This is a genomic window from Fibrobacter sp. UWB5, from assembly GCF_002210295.1.
In the GTDB taxonomy this organism is placed as follows: Bacteria; Fibrobacterota; Fibrobacteria; order Fibrobacterales; family Fibrobacteraceae; genus Fibrobacter.
On record NZ_MWQH01000001.1, the window covers coordinates 378936 to 398228 of the forward strand.

12 protein-coding genes and 1 tRNA gene are annotated in these 19293 nt (G+C 48.6%); 9 read left to right on the forward strand and 4 right to left on the reverse strand.

Annotated features, from left to right (window positions below; all coding sequences use genetic code 11):
• Positions 1-35: 35 nt before the first annotated feature.
• The 3 genes from B7989_RS01655 (at position 36) to B7989_RS01665 (ending at position 8623) form a co-directional block, all read left to right on the forward strand.
• A complete protein-coding gene (locus B7989_RS01655; RefSeq protein ID WP_088626892.1) occupies positions 36-5804 on the forward strand; it encodes a GLUG motif-containing protein in 5769 nt (1922 codons plus the stop codon).
• Positions 5805-6021: 217 nt separating this feature from the next.
• On the forward strand, positions 6022-6876 hold the full coding sequence (locus tag B7989_RS01660) for a TIGR02147 family protein (protein WP_088627340.1): 855 nt from the start codon (positions 6022-6024) through the stop codon (positions 6874-6876).
• A 1-nt stretch (position 6877) separates the two neighbouring features.
• A complete protein-coding gene (locus B7989_RS01665) occupies positions 6878-8623 on the forward strand; it encodes an FISUMP domain-containing protein (RefSeq protein ID WP_088626893.1) in 1746 nt (581 codons plus the stop codon).
• Positions 8624-8740: 117 nt separating this feature from the next.
• Here the strand turns inward: B7989_RS01665 and B7989_RS01670 are convergent, their stop codons facing one another.
• A complete protein-coding gene (locus B7989_RS01670; protein WP_088627341.1) occupies positions 8741-9859 on the reverse strand; it encodes an ATP-binding protein in 1119 nt (372 codons plus the stop codon).
• A gap of 211 nt (positions 9860-10070) precedes the next feature.
• Here B7989_RS01670 and B7989_RS01675 point away from each other — a divergent pair, with 211 nt between their 5' ends.
• The 4 genes from B7989_RS01675 to B7989_RS01690 all read left to right on the forward strand — a co-directional run bounded on the left by B7989_RS01675 (position 10071) and on the right by B7989_RS01690 (position 15502).
• The gene (locus tag B7989_RS01675; RefSeq protein ID WP_088626894.1) at positions 10071-10934 is read left to right on the forward strand and encodes a TIGR02147 family protein; all 864 of its coding nucleotides are present in this window, start codon (positions 10071-10073) and stop codon (positions 10932-10934) included.
• The gene (locus tag B7989_RS01680; RefSeq protein ID WP_088626895.1) at positions 10924-12711 is read left to right on the forward strand and encodes a hypothetical protein; all 1788 of its coding nucleotides are present in this window, start codon (positions 10924-10926) and stop codon (positions 12709-12711) included. The genes B7989_RS01675 and B7989_RS01680 overlap by 11 nt, the downstream gene beginning before the upstream one ends.
• A gap of 220 nt (positions 12712-12931) precedes the next feature.
• The gene (locus tag B7989_RS01685; RefSeq protein WP_088626896.1) at positions 12932-13909 is read left to right on the forward strand and encodes a hypothetical protein; all 978 of its coding nucleotides are present in this window, start codon (positions 12932-12934) and stop codon (positions 13907-13909) included.
• Between the two features lie 33 nt (positions 13910-13942).
• Positions 13943-15502 (forward strand): hypothetical protein, encoded by a 1560-nt coding sequence (locus B7989_RS01690; RefSeq protein ID WP_088626897.1) that lies wholly within the window; start codon positions 13943-13945, stop codon positions 15500-15502.
• Between the two features lie 65 nt (positions 15503-15567).
• Here B7989_RS01690 and B7989_RS01695 read toward each other — a convergent pair.
• Together B7989_RS01695 and B7989_RS01700 are read right to left on the reverse strand one after the other, a co-directional pair.
• A tRNA-His gene (locus tag B7989_RS01695) sits at positions 15568-15641 on the reverse strand.
• A gap of 80 nt (positions 15642-15721) precedes the next feature.
• A complete protein-coding gene (locus tag B7989_RS01700; protein ID WP_072799910.1) occupies positions 15722-16087 on the reverse strand; it encodes a hypothetical protein in 366 nt (121 codons plus the stop codon).
• Between the two features lie 126 nt (positions 16088-16213).
• On the opposite strand from B7989_RS01700, the gene B7989_RS01705 reads away from it, so the two are divergent.
• A complete protein-coding gene (locus tag B7989_RS01705) occupies positions 16214-17125 on the forward strand; it encodes a ComEC/Rec2 family competence protein (protein WP_088626898.1) in 912 nt (303 codons plus the stop codon).
• Positions 17126-17127: 2 nt separating this feature from the next.
• Here the strand turns inward: B7989_RS01705 and B7989_RS01710 are convergent, their stop codons facing one another.
• Positions 17128-17889 carry an acyl-[acyl-carrier-protein] thioesterase gene (locus B7989_RS01710; RefSeq protein ID WP_088626899.1) on the reverse strand — a complete coding sequence of 254 codons (762 nt, stop codon included), beginning with the start codon at positions 17887-17889 and terminating at the stop codon, positions 17128-17130.
• Between the two features lie 50 nt (positions 17890-17939).
• On the opposite strand from B7989_RS01710, the gene aroA reads away from it, so the two are divergent.
• Entirely contained in the window at positions 17940-19271 is a 1332-nt protein-coding gene (gene aroA / locus B7989_RS01715) for a 3-phosphoshikimate 1-carboxyvinyltransferase (RefSeq protein WP_088626900.1), read from the forward strand.
• Positions 19272-19293: the final 22 nt, after the last annotated feature.

The following is a 19293-nucleotide window of genomic DNA, read 5'->3' on the forward strand; positions in this document are numbered from 1 at the left end:
AATGTATATTTTTGTTAAAATAAGCGAGGAGAATTATGAAATTTGGGTTCGTTGTTTCGGCCGTATTGTCATTGTTTGCGATTCAGTCTTTTGCCGCAAACGGTACCATGAAGGGGGCCGGTTCTGCTAAAAATCCATTCCAGATTGAAGACTACGAAGACTTGAAGGCGATAGGCACGGGCGCCTATCTGTATTCTTCGGATTATGCTTTGGCAAAGGACATCGATGCCTCGGCTTCGATGAACGAGATGTGCAATGCGGATGGCTGTAACGGCTTTATTCCTATCGGCAAGAACAAGGATGCCGCCGACAGCATTATCTTCTGGGGAAATATCGATGGCCAGAACCACACCATCAGCAACTTGAATCTTTGGCTCCCGTGCGAAAGGGATGTGGCTTTTATTGCATACTTGGGCGGTTCCGTTTCTAACCTGAACTTTGACCATGTCAACGTGACGGGCAGGGTGTCCGAATCGAACTATGTGGCGACGGTTGCTGCAAAGTCCGTGGGAAAGATCAGGAACGTCAAGGTGACAAACGGTTTTGTCCAAGGGCAAAATTACGTGGGCGGCATTGTCGGCCACGCCACGAAGGAATATAACGAAGGCGCGACTATTGTGAATGCCTCTTTCCAGGGGACCATCAAAGGTTCGCAGCGGGTGGGGGGCATTGTCGGCCAGCTGGACATGGATCTCGATAGCGCCTTTGTCGATGCAGAAATCATTGCCTTGAAAAAGGATGTGGGCGGTATCGTCGGTTATTTGACGGGCGCTGTGAGGCGTACCCGTTCTACCGGCTCGATTATCCCGGGAATGCCGGATGTTGATGATGTGGGTGGCGTAGCGGGCTACTCCAAGGGAGGCGTTTATTCATGCGTATCCTTGATGAACTTGATTTCTTACGGATACACTTTTGACGATGATATTGGCGGCATTGTTGGCGACAACGCGCAGGGCGCCGTTCTGTATTCGTATGCCCTTGGTAACGTTGAAGGTAGTTCGGATGTCGGTGGCATTGTCGGAACCGACGGCCGTGTGATGAATTCGTATGCCTTTGGCTCGGTGAAAGGGGAACAGTATGTCGGTGGCATTGCCGGTTCCTATGCTGGCGTTTTCCATTCTTATGCGGTCGTTTCGGTCCAGGGAAAAAGCGATGTCGGCGGATTGATTGGGGGTTCTCCCGATTCAATTGTTAGCTCTTATTGGAATACCGAGATTTCGGGCATTGACTCGAGCGCCGGTGGAGTCGGCCTTACGACTGCCCAGATGTTGAAATGGGATTCTTATGTGGGCTGGGATACCGTGGGCTACGAAGAATATGTGATCGATGGTACGGACACCTGCGCTTATTACGAATATATAGGTTATTGCACTAGCCCCACAGGAAACTTTATTAAAACCTGGGATATAGACGATGGCAAGTCGTTTCCCTATCTGAAAGAAAATGATTTCTCGAAAAGGTCACTTGTTCCGATTGCGGTCCCGACGGTGGCAGCTAAGTGGCAAGAGACTCCGACGGTTGCCGCGCTCATTGACGTAGAAGGTGAGCTTGTAGGAAAGTGGACAGGCTCTGTGCAGCCGGTATTTGTAGACGACACCCTTTGCAGGGATTCCTTGTACTATGGTTATAGAATTGGCGTGGTCGTCGGTAAGGATACGGTGTGGGGAACGTCGAGCCATGTGGCAATCCCGAACAAGATTGAAATTTCGACTTTTGCTGAACTCCAGAAAATTGGACACGATATCGCTTACCCGCTGCTGGGTAATTATGAACTGACAGCCGATATCGATGCTAAGGGCTTGAATTTTGAACCCATTGGCGATAGCGTGCATATTTTCCACGGAACGTTTGACGGCAAGAACCATACCATCAAGAATTTGGTCATTGACAAGCCCACCCGCGACTTTACAGGACTGTTTGGATTTGTTGAAAGTGCCGTGATCCAGAACTTGACGCTTGAAAATGCGAAGGTTGTGGGCTCCTGGGTCGTGGGCGCCTTGATTGGCGAATCGCGCAATGCGGTCGTGAGCCATGTCGTGTCTTTAAACGGCGATGTTCAGGGTGAATGGTCCGTAGGGGGCTTGATTGGTTACGGTATTGCAGATAGTGTTACCTATGTCGGGACTACCGGAAAAGTCAAGGGTACAGAGAATGTCGGCGGCCTGGTCGGCAGCATAGAAGCTTACTTTGAATTGACGGACGCATTCTCCGTTAACGTTGTCAAGGGTCACGAAGACGTCGGTGGCGTTATCGGCTACAATTACGATTACAGCTATGGTGACATGATTCCGAATATCTATCGCGTTTATTCGGCAAGCATGATCAAGTCTCCCAGATCTGCTGCCGAAGGAATTGTTGAACATGGTGGCAGTTCGGTGGATGACAGCACCTGTTTCTTTGACAGTACCGTTGCAGGAATTGGCCGAAAGGGCAAGACGACTGAGGAAATGCTGTTGAAGTCGACGTATAAGGATTATGACTTTGAAACGGTATGGGAAATTCAGAACGGCGTTTCTTATCCGTACTTCAAGGGCATGGACCCGATTTTGCCGGGTATGCTCGTAGACGACGGTACGGTAAACGTGCTCGCCGGCGCCGGCACCGAAACGGTCCCCTACAAGATTTACGATTACGATGATCTCAAGTATGTCGGTAAATATGAATACGGCCTTGATGCCTACTACAAGCTGATGGGCAATATCAATGCTACGGCTTCGTTCAAGGAAAACTGCAATGCTGACAGCACCTTGTGTAAGGGCTTCGAGCCGATCGGTGAATTCAGCGGTGTGTTCATCGGAAACAACAAGATTATTGCGGGCTTGAATATCAACCGCCCCGACGAAGATTCGGTGGGACTTTTCCGGGCTCTGGCGAAGGGTGCCAAGGTAAGCAACGTTGTCTTTGATACGGCTTCGTATCTTGGAGAAAGCTATTCGTATGGACCTGCGCGTACTAGGGGTGCCATCCGTGGTAAGAACTATGTCGGCGTCCTGGCCGGTGTCGATAACGGCGCGACGGTCGAAAACATCTTTATCAAGTATGATGTTGCCGGCGAAAATTACGTTGGCTCTCTTGCCGGTAAGAAATCTGCCGGCTCTGTCGTGAGGAGCGCTTCTAGATTCCTGGTCTCGGGCAAGGAAAACGTGGGCGGTCTCGTGGGCTTTTTGGGCGAGGCCAGCGTAACGGATTGCTATTCTATCGCAAATGTCTCGGGAACAAAGAATATAGGCGGCTTGGTAGGTTCTTCTGACAAGGCAATCGTGAAAAACTCGTTTGCCGCAGGTCAAGTCGTAGGCGATTCTAAATGGGGTGGCCTTGCGGGCTCTGACAACAAGTCGACCTACACCTCGGTCTATTATGATACGACACTCTGGTATGTTAATACGACGGCTGCGGGGGATCTCCGCAATACAACAGAGATGGTCAAGAAGGAAAACTACGAAGGCTGGGATTTCGATTCAACCTGGAAGATCGCAGCAGATTCGACTTATCCCTATTTGTCGTGGCTGACTAAGCCTTACTATATATCCAAGACAATGAAGGAAAAGATTTATCCGAATCAGGCTGTGGATCAGACCATGATGAAAATGGCCGGTTCCGGTACGGAAAAAGACCCGTTCTTGATCAAGACCTACGGAGACTTGAAATCAATCGGATTCGGAAAATACAAGCTGTCGGCCGTTTATCGCTTGGCTAACGATATCGATGCCGCCGCTTCCAGGACGGATGAGCGTTTTGCTGTCGGTGGAACAGGATTCAAGCCTATTGGTAAGTACGATGTGTTGGAAGAATTCTGCAACTGTTACGGTGTTGTCCTTGGCGGTTACACAAAACAGGATACCGGTGCTTTTACCGGCGAATTCCATGGTGGTGGCCATAGCATCGATAGCCTGTACACAGGATTTTGGGATAAAGAAAACAAGACTGTAGGATTTATTGATACGGTTGCCAAATCTGCGGTTGTAGACAGCTTGACGTTCAAGGGCTATTCTGTCGGTCGCGAAGACTTTGGAATGAAAATAGGTGGCGTTGCTACGGTGAACCATGGTGCTATCCGGAATGTAGATGTCGACATTGTGATGGACAGTGTTTATCAAAGTGCGGGGTTCGTGTTCAGGAACTATGGTTCCATCGAGAATGTATCGGTTAAAGGAAAAATCAATGGTGGCAGACTCGTATCTGGCATTGCACACTTGAATTACGGAACCATTGCCAATGCCAAAATCGATGCGCAGTGGATTGGGGGTGCAAGTGCCGCCGGTGTTGCCGCGTTGAACTGGGGAACCATCAAGAATGTTTCTGTTAAGGCGAACGTAAAGGAAAACTCTGGCTTCGTAGGTGGCATTGCCGGGTTAAATGCTCCTGGTGGAACGATTGATAAGAGCTCTGTGAATGTTGATGTATCTGGACAGAAATCATCTTCAGAAGGTTTCTCCATTTATTACGAAGATGGTGGGGAAATCTCGGTATATTATGATGTGCAAGGCGTTGCAGGCCTTGTCGCAGTCGATAGCGGAATGGTCAAAAATTCTACGGCGTCGGGCGTTATCAATGCAAAAGGAGCCCTCTACGTAGGTGGCTTGATTGCTAAGGCTTACAGCAAAGAATTGAAAGGGCTGCATGCATCTGTCGATGTTGCTGGAGATCATTATGTCGGCGGCTTGGTCGGCTTGAACGAAACAACTATTTCGGAATGCTATGCCACCGGAAACGCTGAAGGAACGGGAACGTTCAGCTATTCTGGAGCTTTTGTTGGCCACAACAAAGGCTTGGTTGAACGCTCTTTTGCGACCGGAAATGCATATAGTGCCGCCAGTTTTGTCGGTGGAAACGATGGAACAATTCGACAGTCTTATTCTACAGGAAATGTCGAAGGCACGGGTAGCTTTGCCCATAACAACCAGTCTGTAATAGAAGACTGCTATTCGACGGGTGATGTGCTTGCTATAGATTCGTACTATGGTTTTGGTTTTGTCGAAATTAACGGCAATGATGCAGAGGTAAGAGGATACTCTTCTGGAAGCGCGTTTAAAGACGGCATCCGTTTCTGCGATGGCTTGCCTGCAAGAACGAAACCCTCGGATGAGTATTACTATTTAGCCGAAGCCTGCAGTGATTCAATGATTGTCGGAAAGGGCCTGACCGATGCTCAGATGAAAATGCAGAAGTCTTTTGCCGCATTCGACTTTGATTCGGTCTGGTACATCGCCGAAGGCATGAGTTACCCGCAGCTTCGCAACATGCCGAATCCGCCGGTTGCTTCGAATGGGGAACTTCTCTATAGCGCCAAACCTCTCGCGAAGGATATCCGTGCCGAACTGCTTGCGGGCGCCTTCGTGATGGATTCTACGGCGAAGAAGGTGCTTAAGCTGGATTCTGCAAGTGAGGCCTTGCTCGATTCTCTGGAAAACGAAAAATCGCCTTCCGGAACGTTTGTCATCTCTTACCGTGTGGGAATCCTTTTCGATTCCGATACGCTCTGGAGCAGGACAGCCAGCGTTGAACTCACCATTGAAAAAACGACGGGTGCCCGCGTTCGCAATGTCGTGGTGATGCATTCGCTCGGTGCTGCGTTCCGCGACGCTCATGTGGCTCTCCACTTCGGAATTCCTGACGCGGGTGCGGTAAAGTTCTTGCTCATGGATATGCAGGGCCGCGTCGTGAAGGCCTTTGACCTAGGACGCCGTGCAGCGGGTGAGTATTTCGAAACTGTCGCTGCCGAGGGTGTCGTTCGCGGTCGCTATATCGGTGTGCTGCAGGTGAATGGCCGTGTGACAGACAAGGTAATGCTGCTGAAGCGGTAAAATACGACCTTTAAAAGTGAATTGAGGGCTCTCGCGAAATGCGGGAGCCTTTTTGTTTTGTGTTTTGAGGATTTTGTTTCATGGATTTTGAACTTTGTTTTATAGATTGCTAAAAATTTTTGCATTCGGATATAAAGTGGCGAAATTTACTTAAAAACGCAAATTCTGTTTTAAGAAAAATGTTGCATGGCGTTTTTTAAAATTCTATTTTATGGTCATGATGAAATCAGTTATTGAATACAAAGACTATCGCGAGTACGTACTCGATTACTACCGCGAGCGCAAGCGCACCTCGGCGTTTACATGGCGCGAGTTTGCGAAGATTGCGGGTTTCGCATCGGGGTCCTACCTGAAGCTTGTTTGCGACGGTAAGACTCGACTTCGGGAAGAGGGAGCAAAGAAAACGGCCTTGGCAATGGGGTTGCTGGGGTTTGAATTCGACTACTTCGTTTTGATGGTTCGATACGAAAACGCAAAGACAGATCGAGAGAAAAAGAAGTGCTTCGAGGAAATGGAGGCCTTGAGTTCTGCGCATCACGTGAAAATTCTGGGCAGCGAGATGTACACGTTCTATGAAACGTGGAAACATTCCGTGGTCCGTGAATTGGCCGTGGCGATGCCCGGGGCGAAACCGCACGAAATCGCGAAGGCTTGCCGGTTGCCTATTTCGGCAGCTGACGTAAGCAGCAGTTTGCGATTCCTTTTGAATGCCGGATTCCTGACGATAGATGCCAAGGGCATTTACCACCAGACGAGTCATTCGATTACGACGGGGCGCTTGAAGGTGGTTTCGGTGGCGGTGCATTCGCTGCTGCGCCAGATGGGCGAATTCGCGCTCGAGGCTTTGGACAAGTTGCCTATTTCGGAGCGCCACTTTAGCGGCGTTACCATGGGCATGACTGCCGAAAGCTACGAGAAGGTCATCGAGGAACTCACGGAGTGCCGCAAGCGCATCGTGTCGATTGTCTCGGCTGACAAAAAGGTGGAAAAAGTTTGCCGCTTGAACATGCAACTTTTCCCGCTATCTGAAAATTTAAATTGTAACCCGACTGATTTGGGTAAAGGAGCTTGAAATGATTCACTTTTTTGACGAGAAGAAAACGGGGCTTGTCTTGGCGCTTGCTTTGGGCGCGTCGCTCACGGCATGCTCCAATGTGGACTCGAAGTCCGCTGGTACGAGCGAAGAAGCGGAAGGCATTATCGCCATTTCGGACAAGAAGATTGCCGGCGTGTCGCAGAAGGGTCCTTTTGTAAAGGGTTCTGAAGTGACCCTTAGGGAAACTTCGAAAGACGGAAGTTTTGAACCTACAGGCAGGGAATTTACCACCAAGACTGTCAGCGACAAGGGCGATTTCAAGTTTGACAATATCGATTTGGAAAGCCAGTACGCGCTTCTTTCTGTAGAGGGTCACTATGAGCGTGAATACACGGGTGAGGCATCTAGCTGCCCGATGCGTCTCGATGCCGTATCTGATTTGGAAAAACGCGAAACGGTAAACATCAACCTCTTGACTCATTTTGAATACAAGCGTGTCCTGAATCTGGTCAAGGAGGGCAAGACCTTTGCCGAAGCCAAAAAGCAAGCCGCAAAGGAAGTCTTTGCCGCGTTCGGTGTCAAGATCGATGTTTCCTCTGCAGAAGACTTGAACATCTACAATTCTTCGGATGGCGACAGAACGCTCTACAATCTTAGCCGAATTATAGATGAACAGCCTGAATGGAATTATTGGCACGATTGGTATAATGCTGATGACGATATCGATTGCTCCAAATTGCAAGATTATATCGATGGATTTACCAATGACTTTGCCGATGACGGTGTTCTCGCAGATTCGATTATGCAGGATCTCGCTGGCGAAGGCTATAGCTCTGCCAAGGAATGGAGCAACATGATGGATGTAGACGAAGATGATATCAAGAGAAAGGACGAGGCAAACCCGGGTGAATTAAGCATCCGTTTCTTGAAGAGTGAATACGATTTCGGCATTCTAGTCTTCTTGAATTATATGGATTTGGAACTCTGTACCGCCGACCTTTGGGGCGAATACAGAAAGCTGGATAAGGCCATGGTGCTTGACGGAGAGCTTGTTGACTCGGGCTATTTCCTTTGCAATGGGTATTATTGGGATTTGCAGACAAAGGGATATATCGATTCTCTCAAGATTCCGGTTGACCACAAAACGGGAACTATGACCGACCCGCGTGACGGACATAAGTACAAGACCGTGAGCTTTGAATACGAAGGGAAAAAGTATGAATGGATGGCCGAAGAACTCAAGTATGAATCTGATGGACTCTATACTTGGACGGAAGCCATGCAACTTGATGACAAGTACATGACGGATGTCGTTGACGACAGCTTGATTGGTGAGACTCACCAGGGGGTCTGTCCCGAAGGTTGGCATGTGTCCAGTACCGAGGATTGGAGAGCCTTGGTGGATTATGTCGGCGACGTTAAAAACTTGCTTAACGAAAACTGGAGAACTTCTGATATAGATGCGGCCTTTGGAAAAGATTTGATTGGCGTGTACTACAACAAGTTTGATTTTAACCTTATGCCGGTGGATACGGTGTACTTGGAAGTCTATTACCATTCTTACAAGCAAGGTTCTTACCATATAAGCGTGCCGGATGAAGACGAGGCTGCTTACTATCAGCTCTTGCTTGAAATAATTGATGATGAAGAAGAACGCGAAGAAATTGAAAGTTATCTTACTCCGACGCCGATAGGTGACTATTATGTGGAAGTCTCTCCCTACGATTATCGTGTTGAAGAAGAACCGCTAAAAGAAGCTTACGTGCGTTGCGTAAAGAATTAGAACAGACAAAGTAAAATACATTTGATTCCCTCAAAATTTGGACCCGGGAGTGTTCGGGCTGAGGGAAGGTTAGGAGAGAGACCTCGCTAGGAAACTAGCGAGGCTTTTTTTGTGTGCTTAAAGCGATTCCATCCAGCGGGACATAAATACGTTATAGACACTATAAGCTTTCCCGTTTAAATCGTTTTGCTCTAGCAGCAGTTCCTTTTCGACAAGGGCAGTGAGGATTTTCTTTGCGGTGGCCGCGTTTCCGATTTTGTATTTCATCAAGAAATCTGCCGCGGTCGGCTTTTTGACTTCGCCTTCTTTGGCGACTGCGACGAGGTATTTCCACTGTTTCTCGGTAATCAGATTGCGACGCTCTATGAAGTTTGTTGTTTCGAACCGAAGAATTCTGGATGCGACTTTTTTTACATCTTCTAACGTAATCCTTTGGGATGAATCCGCAAAAACCTGGTTGCAGACGAATTGAGTGTAATAAGTGTGCCGTTTTGTCCAACCCAAGATAAAATCGACGGCGTCGTCGTCAATGGATTTGCCTGCCTTTTTGAAGAGACCTGTAATAAATGCCTTGTATTTATCTGCGTCTATACGGTTGATATAGATTGTTCTTGAACTTTCATAAAAAGGTTTCTTTGCGTTGGTAAACATGTCTGCCATTAAATGTTTTTTGCTTCCGCAGAAAATGAATTTTACATGGTGTAATTGTTGGATGTATGTCCGCAGTAGGGCTTCGGTATTTGTTTCTTTGAATTCTCTTATTTGTTGAAATTCGTCAATAGCAAAAATGATTTGCGTTTCTTGTTTTTCAAGAAAATCAAAAATGGATTTTAGTGTAGGATGTTTTTGCGAGTCTGTTTGGAATGAAAGCGAAACCTGTGGGCTACCGGAAATGGGATCGTAACTGAGTGTGGGTCTTGCGTTTTTAAGGGCGTTGAAGAATTTTTTTATTATGGACTCGCTTGTTACGGCATTAACGATTGCTTCGGAAAGAATCTTGAGAAAATCATCTAGGTTTTGAGCTGAGAAAATATCTGCATATATGCAGGTGCATTTTTTCTCGCGGAGGTCTTCAAATGTTCTGAAAATTAGGCCTGTTTTTCCGTAACGTCTAGGCGAAATGAGTGTCACGTTGGAGCCATTCGTTAAGAGAGAGACGATTTCTTTGAGCTCCTGTTCGCGGCCGCAGAACAGTTCCTTTGATGTGTAGGGCTCTAGCAAAAACGGGTTTTTCACGATGACCTCACTATACTTTTGGTAATATACCTTTAGTAATATACTAAAAGTATAGTGAAATGTCAATAGGATGGTAGTCCCGTGTCCTTGGAATACGGAATTGTGTTCTGTTTTGCTTAAATTTTTAAAATTTTTGACAAAAATGGTAAATTTTAAAAGTAAATCGTAGATTTGTGTTCTAAATCATCAAAATTTGTCTATATTTGTGACCATGAAGGAGATTGTAGAATATACCGATTATCGTAAGTTCATTCAGGACTATTACGATGAACGCAAGCGTACTTCGGCGTTTACCTGGCGAGACTTTGCGCGAGACGCGGGGTTTTCGTCGGCGGTATATCTGAAGTATGTCTGCGAGGGGAAGAAAAACCTGAGCGTAGGGGCTGCAGGTTCCGTAGCGAGTGCTATGGGGTTGGTGGGGTTCGAACACACGTACTTTGTGCTGATGGTTTCGTACGCGCATGCGAAGGGGGACGAGGCGAAACGAGCCGCGTTCGAGGAACGCTGTGCGCTTGCGAATGCTCACAAGGTGCGTGTGCTAGGGGTCGAAGAGTTCAATTATTTTAAATCGTGGAAAAACGTGGTGCTGCGAGAACTTGCGCCAAATATGCCCGGTGCAAAGCCGCTAGAAATGGCTCATGCGATAAAGCCCGCGATAACCGCTGCCGAAGTCACGGAGACGCTCGACTTTTTGGTGCGGGCAAAGCTCTTGAAAAAAGACAAAAACGGAAATTACCAGCAGACGGACAAGGCGATTTCGATGGGCTCTGTAGACGCCGTGCCTGTGGCTGCCCGCGATTTGCAGCGCCAGATGGGCGAATTCGCCGTAAAGGCAATCAATTTACCGCTTTCGGAACGCGACATGTCGGGCCTTACCATGGGCCTCACCCGTAAATCTTACGAACGGATTCGTAAGGAACTCGCAGATTGCCGCCGCCGAATTATCGCGATTGCCTCGGAAGACGACGAGACGGAACAGGTTTACCGATTGAATTTGCAACTGTTCCCGCTGAGTGAACCTTTGGCAAAAGAAAGCAAGACTTCAGTTAAGAAGGAAGGAGACAATGAAAAATAACTTGTGCAAGATGACCAAGAAAAACTTGGCCTTTGCTTCTGCATTTATAGGCATGTCGCTCTTTGCTGCATGCTCCAGTACCGATGACAAGGGCGTTGCAGGCGGCGTCTCGGAAGATGCCGGCTTTGTGGCCGATGTGGCAGGCGTTGCCCAGAAGGGCCCGTTTGTGAAGGGCGCTACCGTGACAGTGCGCGGTATCGACTGTAAGACGCTGGAATTTACGGATCAGGTTTTTGAAGGCGCAATCAAGAGCGACAAGGGCGATTTTGCTCTCGATAGCGTTGCTCTCGATGCGTCTTGCGCGGTTATCGAAGTTTCGGGTAAGTACCTGAACGAAGTGACTGGCAAAAAGACGAAGAATGAATTGACGCTGCGTGCACTGACCGACCTTAAGGATCGCGATAACGTGAACGTCAACTTGCTTACGAACCTGGAATACGAACGCGTGATGCACCTCGTGAAGGAAAAGAATAAGACCCTGGCCAAGGCGAAGACTCAGGCCGAAAGCGAAGTGCTTGCAGCCTTCGACATCAAGGGCGACTTTGAAGCGTTCGAAAACCTGAACCTCTTGGAGTCGGGCGACGGTAATGCCGCGCTCTTGGCAGTAAGCGTGATGATGCAGGGCGATACTGATGTTGACGGTCTTGTAAAACGCCTCGACAAGTTCGACGATTCCTTTGCCGAAAGCGGTAAGTGGAAAGACTCCGAAACGAAAAAGGCTATTGCAGAATGGGTTGCAGAAGCTGCGGCAAGTGGCGAACTTGAGACGATCCGCAAGAATATCGAAGACATGGGTTACGCAGGCGAAATCCCCGCATTTGAAAAGTACATTCCCGCTGTAGAACCCGCTGATTCGACCGAAGAAGAATCTTCTTCTAGCGATGAATCTTCGTCTTCTGTCGAAGTATCGTCTTCCAGCGACGTCATTACAAGTTCCGAAAGCGAGCCCGCGATTGACTCCACGAAGCAATCGAGCAGCAGTAAGCAGGACTCGCGCGACAGCGTTGTGACTTCTAGCAGCAGCGAGGCTGTTGCCGATACGGTGCTGTCTAGTTCTGCAAAGGCGGATAGTTCCGCGAAGGCGGATTCCCTGGAGCGCGATACGATTAGATCCTCGAGCTCTTTTGTAGAGGATACTTCGAAAACGGATGTACAGGATTCCGTAAAAAGAGATTCCTCGGTTTATGATTCAATTGATCCTGCAATTTACAGGATGATCGATTCCATAAGGTCCACCAGGCGAGAACCGTCGAACCCTGTTTCTGTAAAGGATTCTGCAGCTTGCGCTGATGAAGTCTTTCCTTGGGAATTGGAAAACTTGTTAGGAAACAGCGTGGAAAGATTGGCCCTTCGTTGCGATGAAGACACCATTGTCGTCAATTGGAGAATCCGCCACACGACTAAAGAATATGAGGATACTCTTCTTAGAAACTATGTGTTGGCGGCGGACGAAGATCAAGAAGCGACCGACAGCCTGACCAGATTTAGAGAGGAATGGCTGGATACTACTTACGGGTACGTAGCCGTTCGCAACTTTGAATATAGCAGGAATGACCTGATGGAATTCTTGTGGGGCTATTCATATACGGATGTGGATGCGGACATCTCTCGGATTGGTGATAAGGTTCGTGTTTACTATTACTCGAAAAGGTTGAAGAATTTTGTATATACGGTTGTCGCTTACCCGATGACGGAAGTGATAATGAAAACTAGTAGTGTGCGCACAATACGTTATGGATTTATTCTGGATGTATACAGCTACTACATAACAAAGTAATTTCTCCTCACTCTCTAAAAAAGCGGCCCTGCCAGAAATGGCAGGGTTTTTTGTATTCCTGGAATACTTGCTTTGTGTTCTAGATTATTAAATTTTTAGTAATTTCTATAAAAACTGTAAAATTTGAATAAAAACGCTGATTTTGTGTTCCAACGACTTGAAATCTACCTATATTTGTAGGTGTGAGGGATGTGAAAAACACTCCAACAAAGAAGGGAAAATGAAAAAGAAAAACAAATGGTATGAAGTTCTTGGCGCGGGCCTGTTGTCTGTTTCGGCAATGTACCTCTGCACGTCTCTGGTGGTGACGGGCTGCTCTGTTGACGATGGCAGCTTGGATGCTCTCGATGCGAACGAAACTTCCGAAGTCGTGGAATCCGGCAGTGACGAAGAAGTCGAATCTTCGGAAGCAGAGAAATCCTCAAAGCCCGAAGAAACGTCGAAAGAAGAAGCTGAAGCCTCTGAATCTGAAGAACAGAAACCGGCTGACGCCGAAGAAAATACCGAAGCCGAAGAAACTGCTGACGCAGAAGAAAAGCCGACAACCACTCCAGAAACAGAAAAACCGGCTGAATCTGGCGACGAAACTGCGCCTGAAGAATCTACTGAACCTGAAGAATCCGCAGAACCGGCGGAACCGGCAGAGCCCGCGGAAACCACAGAACCCGCAGAACCGGAAACACCTGTTGAAACTACAGAACCGGACAATGAAACTGAATCTGGCGAAACTACAGAACCGGACGGTGGAAAAAAAGTTGCGCGTCATACAAGGGAATGGTACGATCTTCGCGACACGGTATCGTACTTCATTCAAGAAGAATGTTGGCGAGATAAGAATGCGCTGGAAAAATTAGAAGAGAAACGTTATTCGCTCATTAGCCGCTGCGAATGGGACATCGAAGTCAATGATTGTTCTATGGAAGAATCTGAATTCCATGCAGCCTATCAGGGTAATGAAGACGTGGCGCGTAAGCTCACTGATGCAGGCATTCTTTGGGACGGTAGTGAATGGGAAGGCTGGAATCCGATTGAAGACGGCGAGTCTACCGTTGTTTTGGATACGGCACTGAGTGGTTGGAGCGACGGACGTGTTTATGTGCATGCGGTGTATAGGGTGCGCTACTATTTGAATTCGGATCCTGATACCGAACATAGTTTTTTGCTTGATGTCCCCGTAAAATATATGCGGGAAGATTAAGGATTTCAATTTTTTTCAATAGGAAGGTAAAAAATGAAAAATAAATGGTCTGAATTTCTTGGGGCGGGTCTGCTGTCTGTTTCAACGATGTTCTTTTGCACCTCTCTAATGGTGACAGGCTGTTCCAGTAACGACAGCAGCAGTGTTGCCGGGGGCGATACGGAGGAATCCCTCGAAGAGGAAGATCCCGACAGTGACGAAGGAGTTTCTTCGTCTTCGGTTGCAAGCAAAGATAAAAAGGCGAAGTCCTCGAGCTCTGAAAAGAACGAGAAAATCGAATCTTCAAGCTCCGAAAAAGCGGATTCTTCTAGTGTCGAAGAATATGCAATTAAGAATATGACTTTAACTGGCGTGGCGCAGAAAGGCCCGTTCGTTGAATCTGTAGTCGAATACAGGGAACTTAATTGCAAAACGTTAAGAATAACAAGCAATGGGTATGTTTATAAAGGTAGTGTGGAAAATGGAGTGTATAATCTTGAAAATCTCAACACGATTTCTCCATGTATTGAAATCAGTGTGTGGGGCAATTATCTAGATGAACATACTGGGAAAAAGTCGAACAAAGACATTCGACTACACGCCTTTGTTAATTTGGAAAAACGTAGCACCGTGAATATTAACGTGTTTACGCAGCTTGAATACGACCGCATAATGTATCTTGTGGAAGAAAAGAAAATGCCTGTGGCAGAAGCAAGGGCTCTGGCGAAAAAGGAGATCCTTGCGCTGTTTGATATTAAAGACGATGTCGGTGATTTTGCTGATTTGGATATCCTTAAGCCTGGAGATGGCAACGCAGCACTTTTGGCTGCAAGTGTGCTCTTGTCGGCACAGACCAATTTAGACAAGAAAGCTTATCTTACTTATAGCATAGACTCGTTGGGGGATTCTTATGCTAAAACGGGTGAGTGGGATAACGAAATGAAAACCAAAATTGCCAATTGGGCTAAATCAGCCAAGGCAAACGGCCAACTGGAAACGATTCGCAAAAATGTGGCCGGGTGGAAAAACGTAGAAGCGGTTCCCGAGTTCGAAAAATATGTAGAATCATTTGGCGAAAAATACTCCAACCCAGAAAATGAGGAATCTTCAAAGGAGTCATCTCATCCGAAGGAATGGCACGAACTTCATGACATTGTTTACCATTATGTTCTAGAAGAAAATACTCCTGAAACCTTGGATAAAGGATGTTGCAAAGGAATTGATCGAGAAGATGAAGAAACGAATTTAGAAGAATACTTGATGGATCTAGATGCCTTTAAAGCAGAATATAATTTTGATGACAAAAGTAGTATGTATGACATAGAATGTTTGGGGAGTTCCAAAGTGAGGAATGATGCTAGAATATGGGATGGCGATGAATGGGACGATCCTCGATATCCGAACGTTCATTATGAAGTCTGGCTAGACACGACGTGTGTAGGGGAAGCATACGAGTATGATTCGGATAAGATTAGTGCTGTTGCAGGATATATGATTCGATATACTGTTGGGGTGGCTCCGGATGTTGAAGTACATACTGTTCTTATAGAGTTCCACATCAAGCTCAATGCGCTTGATATACCCTACAATCCGCCCAAGAAAGAAGACGACTAAAACCCTTTTGTCTCCTCACTAAAAAAAAGAACCCCGCTAGTTTGCTAGCGAGGTTCTTTTTTAAGGGTGGGTGACCGGACTCGAACCGACAACATCCAGAATCACAATCTGGGACTCTAACCAATTGAGCTACACCCACCATGATTGTGAGCCCAAATATAAAAAAGCCACCCCGATTTTCAAGGGTGGCCCTGCAATTTTTTTGTAAAATGCGCCTTTTTAGTCGTTTTTCAGCTTGGAAATGATGCGCAGGTAGTTTGCGCGCTTGAAATCGTTGCGGTGTTCTTCGCAGAAACGGGGGTAAATGTACTGCTTCGGGAACACGCGGATGGTGAACAGCTCGTTGCAGCCTTCGAGGCAGCACTTGAAGGTGAGGTCCATGGATTCCGTGTAGTTGTGGCGGAAGATGATGTTCTTGGACTCGATGTTGTCCACGTCCTTCTTCTGCTTCTGGCGCTGCTTGATGTCGCGGTGCAATTCGCAGTACTTGGCGATCGGGTGGCCCCAGAATTCGCGGCCGCAGCCGGGTTCCTGACAGACTTTCAGCTTGATACGCTTTTTCTTTTTGTACTTGGGTAATTGCATAAAAAACCTCGGTTTAAGGGTAAATATAGTAAAGTTTGCCGTCTTTTTCATTTTTGGGGGTAAAATCAGACAGTTTTGCCGATTTTGGCGTATAGGAAAGAGAAGCTTTTAAAATCGGAGACTGCTATGAACCGTTGGATTTACATGTGGGTGCTGATTTGCGCCGTGCTTTGGTGCGCGATTTTCGGCGTTTTTTGGGGCGCCTTGCTGTCGGGCTGCTCTTACGACAGCGGCTGGGGCGGGGAGCCGGTGCCACTGAGGGTTACATTCTTGGATGTGGGGCAGGGACTTGCCGTGCTGCTGGAGCACGACGGGCATTTTGCGCTGTACGATACCGGGCCCGACTCGGCGGGTCTCTCGGATTCGCTTGCCGGTCGTGGAATCAAGGCTCTTGACTGGGTGCTTGTCAGTCATTTTCACCGGGACCACGGCGGTGGGTTTATGGAAATGGGCGCTGCAATCGAGTCGGGGCGGCTCAAGGTCGGGCGCCTCTTGGTGGGGCTGGACACCGCGGTGGGCTTTGTGAGCGATAGTATGTTCAAGGTGGCGCGGCGGTACAAGATTCCGGTCGATACGCTTGAACGCGGCGACACGGTGTACTTTGCCGAGGGGCTAAGGCTCGAATGCCTGTGGCCTGTAAGCTACGGGCGCTTTGGCGAAAACCGGGCGAGTGTGGTCCTCATGGGCTCTATGGTCGGTCCGCAGGCGGGGCGTGAAAGCGCATTCTTGCTTACAGGCGACCTGGATACCGCGGGCGAAAACCGCCTGATGGAACTCTCGCACGAACTGTCGGCGGACTTGCTCCAAGTCGGGCATCATGGTTCTGCGGGCAGTAGCGGGCTCCAGTTTCTCTCGCGGGTGGCCCCCAAGTATGCGGCTATCGGAGTCGGTAAAAATAACCGCTACGGCCACCCCAAAGACGAGGTGGTAAACAAGCTCCGGATTGTCACGGGCGATACGTCGGCGGTGTACCGCACCGACTTGCACGGGAGTTTCAGTTTTGAAATGTGGCCCGGTGTCGGGCTTGTCGTTCCCTGAAGTTATTCCCTGAACCCCACGCGGGCCTGAAAGTGGCAGCGGTTCGTGGTCGGGCTCTTTTCCATGTCGGCGTTCATGCCGAAGAATACGGCGTGGTGGTTCGTATCTTTAAAGCGGATGATGTTCACGTTCGCGCCGAGCGGCACCTGGTTCACAAAGTTCAGCTGCAGCGAGCGGATGCCGCGTTCCTTGATTTCTTCTTTGCTCAGGCAATCGAGAATCCATTCCACATAGCGGCAATGGTTCACGTGGTGGTTCAAGTCCAAATCGCTATTGCGGGCACGTTCCGTATAAACTAATTGCGGGTCTTCGCCCATAGGCAAAACCGAGAGCATCTCGGGCATGGCGCTCTTTTCAAGCTGGATGGGGAAGGGGTACGGGCTATTTGACGGGGGCTCTGCAAAGCCGGTCTTCAGGTTCACGAGAATCCAAGAAGACGTGCCTTCGGCCAGGGCGTGGCCTTGGCTATCGACAACGGCATAGTCCTTGAGGACTACCTTGTCTTTGTAGATTTCCTTGATCCAGGTGGAAACGCGAAGGTCTTCGCCCATGAGCGGAGTGTGATTGATGCGGACCTTCATGCGCGTAATGGCCGAGGTGTAGCCGGCCTTGATCATGCGCCACAGGCCAAATCCACCCCGCTCGGCGTCAGCAATGGCGGCCTCTTCCATAAACTGGAATAGGCGCGAAAGCTTGAGTCTGCCGTATTCGTCGCAGTCCGAAAAGCGTACGGTGAATTTGAGTTCTGTGATTTCGCTCATCATTTAAAGCTCCGTTTGGTCTAATAGCTTATTTAATTTATAAATTTATGACCATGGATACACCCTTTATTCGCCCCAGTCATATTCAGATTCCTGCTTTGAAGTCTTATAACGGTGAACTTCGCGTGCCGGGTTCCAAAAGTATTACCAACCGAGTGCTTTTGATTTCGGCCCTTGCTGAAGGGACCACCCGCTTGCACAACTTGTTGAAAAGCGATGATACCCGCTATATGGGCGAGGCTTTAAAGGCGCTCGGTGTCAAGGCCGAAATGACCGATGACTTTACCGAAGCCGTCATCGAAGGCAACGGGGCTCCTATCGATGCTCCGTCGGTCCTGATGGAAAACGACAACTACGTGGCAGGTCTTTATCTGGGTAATGCGGGCACGGCCATGCGCTCCCTGTGTGCGGCCTTGGCTCTTGGTCGCGGCGTGTTCCACCTGAGCGGTGAAGAACGCATGAAGGAACGCCCGATTCGCGACTTGGTCGATGCTCTTAGATCGCTTGGCGCCGACATCGACTACATGGAAACTGAGGGTTTCCCGCCGGTATGCATTAACGCTCACGGTTTGAAGGGTGGCTCGGTGTCTGTTCGCGGAAACATTTCGAGCCAGTACCTCACGGCGCTTTTGATTTGTGCCCCGTATGCAGAATCTCCGCTCCACATTCATGTGGAAGGCGATTTGATTTCTGCTCCGTACATTTTGCTGACGCTTGATGTCATGAAACAGTTCGGTATCGAAGTCAAGCATGCCGATCTCAAGGAATTTTATGTGCCCAAGGGCGTGTACAAGACTCCGGGCGACTACATGGTCGAAGGCGATGCCAGTTCGGCCAGCTATCCGCTAGCCGCCGCTGCCATTGCGGGCGGCAAGGTGCGTGTGCTTGGCGTGGGTAGCGATTGCCGTCAGGGCGATATCGCTTTTGTCGACGTGCTCAAGAAGATGGGCGCCAACATTACCATGGGCCCCGATTGGACCGAATGCACGGGCGTGGGCGGCAAGCTCAAGAGCCTGGGTGAATTCAACGCCATCGAGATTCCCGATGCGGCCATGACGGTTGCAGTACTCGCCCTGTTTGCCGACGCCCCCATGACCATTACGGGCATTGCCAGCTGGCGTGTCAAGGAAACGGACCGCATTGCGGCCATGGCGGCTGAACTACGCAAGGTGGGCGCCGAAGTCCGCGAAACGACGGATTCCATTACGATTACGCCTCCGGAACACTTGCAGCCCGCCACAATCGAAACCTACAACGACCACCGCATGGCCATGTGCTTCAGCTTGGTCGCCTTGGGCGGTGTTCCGATCAAGATTATGGATCCGGCTTGCATTAACAAGACGTATCCGCGCTACTTTGAAGACTTTTTGAGAATTGCCCAATAGTCAATTTGTATCTTAGAGAAGA